We start from the raw sequence: 3,877 nt of genomic DNA on the forward strand, positions 1-3,877 counted from the left end.
CTCCGGCATGGTCGACTTCCTGCCGTCGAGCTCGAAGGGCTCCAGCCATCTCACCTATGAACTGGCGGAAACCGCCGCGCGCGAGGCCGTGGCCGAGTCCGGCCTCGATTCCGGTGATTTTGGTGGTCCTCTCTTCCTCGCTTCACCGCCGGTCGAACTCGACTGGCACGACCGCTTCGCGCTCTACAATTCCAATGATTTGGACTCCGGCGGCGAACGGCTGCTGCGGGTGGCGCGCGGATTGAAAGAACTCGACTTTTTCGAGACCACGCAGTTCGGCTCGATCGCCGGCCGGCTTGCCGACCGTTTCGGCACCCGCGGGCTGCCGATCACGCTGTCGACCGCCTGCGCTTCCGGCGCCACCGCCATCCAGCTCGGCGTCGAGGCGATCCGCCGCGGCGAATGCGACCGCGCGCTGTCGATCGGCGCCGACGGTTCGGCGACCGCCGAGGCGCTGATCCGCTTTTCGCTGCTGTCAGCGCTGTCGACCCACAACGACATTCCCGAAAAGGCGTCAAAACCTTTCTCCAAGGACCGCGACGGCTTTGTCCTCGCCGAGGGTTCGGGCGCGCTAGTGCTGGAATCACTGGAAACCGCACTCGCGCGCGGCGCCACGATTCTTGGCATCCTGCGCGGCTGCGGCGAAAAGGCGGACGATTTCCACCGCACCCGCTCGAAGCCGGACGCTTCGCCGGCGATCGCGGCGGTTCGTGCTGTGCTAGCCGATGCCGGCTTGAGCCAGGACGAGATCGACTACGTTAACGCCCACGGCACCTCGACGCCGGAAAACGACAAGATGGAGCATCTGTCGCTGTCGACGGTGTTCGGCGAGCGGATCGGCTCGATGCCGGTCTCGTCGAACAAATCGATGATCGGCCACACGCTGTCGGCGGCGGGCGCCGTCGAGGCGGCGTTCTCACTGATGACGATGCGCGAAAGCGTCATCCCGCCGACCATCAACTATGACAATCCCGACCCCGCGATCGTGCTCGACGTGGTGCCGAACAAGAAGCGCAATGCCGAGGTCCGCACCGTGCTGTCGAACTCCTTCGGCTTCGGCGGCCAGAACACTTGCCTTGTCATGGCGCGGGAACCGGTCTAAGCGACCTTTTTCAGCCAGACCGAAACCGACAGGCCCAATGCGCGCATTGCAACTTATCGAGGACCGCCGTCTTGAAACGGTGGACCTGCCGCCTCCCCCACCGCCGGCACTTGGCGAAGTCACGCTGCGCATCAAGGCGGTGGCGCTGAACCATATCGACGTCTGGGGCTGGCGCGGCATGGCCTTCGCCAAGCGCAAGCTGCCTCTGGTCGTCGGCGCCGAAGCCTCCGGCGAGGTCGAGGCGGTAGGCCCCGGCGTTTCCAGCCTGCTGCCCGGACAATTGGTGTCGATCTACGGCGCGCGCACCTGCGGCCTCTGCCGAGCCTGCCGCGAAGGCCGCGACAACCTCTGTGAACATGTTTCGGGTGTGCACGGTTTCCATCTCGACGGTTTCGCGCAAGAGAAGATCAATCTGCCGGCTCGCCTGCTGGTCCCTGCCCCGCCCGGCGTGACCGACATCGGCGCGGCGGTCGCGCCCGTCACCTTCGGCACGGTCGAGCACATGCTGTTCGACAACGCCAGGCTACAGCCCGGCGAGACGATCCTTATCCATGCCGGCGGATCCGGCATCGGCTCTGCGGCCATCCAGCTGGCCAAGCGGATGGGCTGCACCATCATCACCACGGTCGGCTCCAACGACAAGATCGACAAGGCCAAGGCGCTCGGCGCCGACCATGTCATCAACTACCGCGACGACCGTTTCGAGGGCGTCGTGCGCAAGCTGACCAAGAAGAAGGGCGTCGATGTCGTCTTCGAACATGTCGGCGCCGACACTTTTGCCGCCTCGATGTTGTGCCTGAAGCGCGGCGGCCGCCTGGTGACCTGCGGTTCGACTTCCGGCGTGTCGACGCAGATCAATCTGATGCAGCTGTTCCAGCAGCAATTGAAACTGCTTGGCTCGTTTGGGTGCCGCATGGAAAACATGGCCAACGCCATGCAGAAAATGGCGGCGGGACAGGTCGCACCCGTCATCGACACCGAAGTCGGCTTCGACGGTATCGACGCCGCGCTGAAGCGCATGGAAGGCCGCGACATTTTCGGCAAGATCATCCTGCGCGTCGGCTAGAGCCTTGACCTCTGTGTTCAAGAAGTTCCGCCGGGATCTAAAATTTCGCTACGGCAGGCAACTGCGCCAGCTCAATTACTGGCTGGTGGCGCGCGCCGCAATGATGATCATCTCGGTCCTGCGCCTGCTGCCGGCCGACAGTGCGTTGAATTTCGCCGACCGCGCCGCACGCATGGTCGGCCCCCGGGTGGGACGCCATCAGGTCGCCGTCGACAATCTGCGCAAGGCCTATCCGGAAAAGGGCGAAGCCGAGATCCAGGCGATCGCCTCCGACATGTGGGGCAACATGGCCCGTCTCGCCGCGGAATACATCTTTCTCGACGCCCTCTTCGACTATGACCCTACAGCGATCAAGCCCGGCCGCATCGAGGTCAAAGGAGCGGACCACTTCCTCGAAATCGCCAGCGAAGTGAAGCCGCACATCGTCTTTACCGGCCATCTCGGCAATTTCGAACTTCTGCCGGTGGCGGCGGCGACCTTCGGCATGAACATCACGGCGCTGTTTCGCCCACCCAACAATCCTTATCTTGCCGACTACATCCTCTCGACGCGCCGCTCGACCATGGGCTCGTTGCTGCCATCGATGGCCGGTGCCTCATTCGCCTTGGCCGGGGTCCTGGAGAACGGCGGCAACATCGGCATCCTTGTCGACCAGAAATTCTCCAACGGACTGGAGACGACATTCTTCGGCCGTCCGTGCCAGAGCAATCGGGTGCTGGCCACCCTTGCCCGTCACTATGACTGCGACGTCTATCCGGCGCGCTGCATCAGGCTGCCAGGCAACCGCTTCCGGCTCGAAATCGAGGACAAGCTGACATTGCCGCGCACGGCTGACGGCAGCGTCGATGTCCACGCCACCACCCAGCGTCTCAACGATGTCGTCGAACGCTGGGTGCGAGAAGATCCCGGCCAGTGGATGTGGTTCCACAAAAGGTGGGAGATCAGCGGCGGGCGTCGAAAGCGGCCCTCGCAGGCAAAAGCGGTCCCGAACGCTTAAACAGAACTGCTGGCGAGGGTGTTAGCCCTGCGCCAGCCGACAACAGCGAACCTGAATCTCTTCAGTTGGTGACGACAATGCGCGTATTGCCGAAACCGGCTTGCCGAACCATCGCATAGAAGGCGGCGGCATTGGTCGGGTGCAAGCGCACACAGCCATGCGATGCCGGGCGCCCGAGCTGCCTCACCGCGCCGGTGCCGTGAATGGCATAGCCGCCGCGGAAGAACACCGAATGAGGCATTGGCGACATGTCGTATTTGCGCGAATACCACATCCGCGCCGTCCGTTGCGGCCGATAGCTGCCGCGCGGCGTAATGTAACCTTTGCGCGCGGTGGAGACGCTCCACCGGTAAACCGACGCGCCATATCTGACGGTCATCGTCTGCGAAGACACGTCAATATTTGCAACGAGGCTGGCTGCCCAGCCCTGCCCCGAAGCACCGAACAGCATCGCAACAAACACGGCTGCCATGAGAACTGTCTTTTTCATGCGATCAAACCCCTTTGATTGCCCCTAACCTGCCTGCCCTCAAATAGTCTCTCATCTTTTTAATGGCAGATGAACGGGCTAACACACACACCTTGACCAATTCGCCAATCCAAAGCAGCGAATTTGAACGATTTCCCGCAATAGTTGCCGCAACGACACGCCGCACAGGCTCGATCACCAACGGGCTTGCAAAACTGCCGAGATCGCTGCTCAACTCTGGGC

General features: G+C 62.8%; 5 protein-coding genes. 3 read left to right on the plus strand and 2 right to left on the minus strand.

The genetic code is table 11. The features are described 5' to 3' along the window. The 3 genes from EOD15_RS30255 to EOD15_RS30265 all read left to right on the plus strand — a co-directional run. On the plus strand, nucleotides 1-1,102 hold a 1,102-nt coding region (locus EOD15_RS30255; RefSeq protein WP_127409116.1), incomplete at its 5' end, for a beta-ketoacyl-ACP synthase. A 37-nt stretch (nucleotides 1,103-1,139) separates the two neighbouring features. After that, nucleotides 1,140-2,168, plus strand: a complete 1,029-nt coding sequence (locus tag EOD15_RS30260) for a zinc-binding dehydrogenase (protein WP_127409117.1) — start codon at nucleotides 1,140-1,142, stop codon at nucleotides 2,166-2,168. A 13-nt stretch (nucleotides 2,169-2,181) separates the two neighbouring features. Continuing rightward, nucleotides 2,182-3,165, plus strand: coding sequence for a lipid A biosynthesis lauroyl acyltransferase (locus EOD15_RS30265; protein ID WP_164873981.1), 984 nt, complete (start codon nucleotides 2,182-2,184; stop codon nucleotides 3,163-3,165). 61 nt (nucleotides 3,166-3,226) lie between these two features. On the opposite strand, the gene EOD15_RS30270 is transcribed toward EOD15_RS30265, so the two are convergent. Further along, nucleotides 3,227-3,655 (minus strand): L,D-transpeptidase, encoded by a 429-nt coding sequence (locus tag EOD15_RS30270; protein WP_023812266.1) that lies wholly within the window; start codon nucleotides 3,653-3,655, stop codon nucleotides 3,227-3,229. A 4-nt stretch (nucleotides 3,656-3,659) separates the two neighbouring features. Further along, on the minus strand, nucleotides 3,660-3,877 hold a 218-nt coding region (locus tag EOD15_RS36345), incomplete at its 5' end, for a hypothetical protein (RefSeq protein WP_210212213.1).

The sequence above is a fragment of the Mesorhizobium sp. M7A.T.Ca.US.000.02.2.1 genome (genome assembly GCF_003996995.1).
In the GTDB taxonomy this organism is placed as follows: Bacteria; Pseudomonadota; Alphaproteobacteria; order Rhizobiales; family Rhizobiaceae; genus Mesorhizobium.

Coding starts and splice junctions, on each gene's coding strand:
- EOD15_RS30260 (WP_127409117.1), top strand. CDS start 1,140: ATGCGCGCATTGCAACTTATCGAGGACCGCCGTCTTGAAACGGTGGAC.
- EOD15_RS30270 (WP_023812266.1), bottom strand. CDS start 3,655: ATGAAAAAGACAGTTCTCATGGCAGCCGTGTTTGTTGCGATGCTGTTC.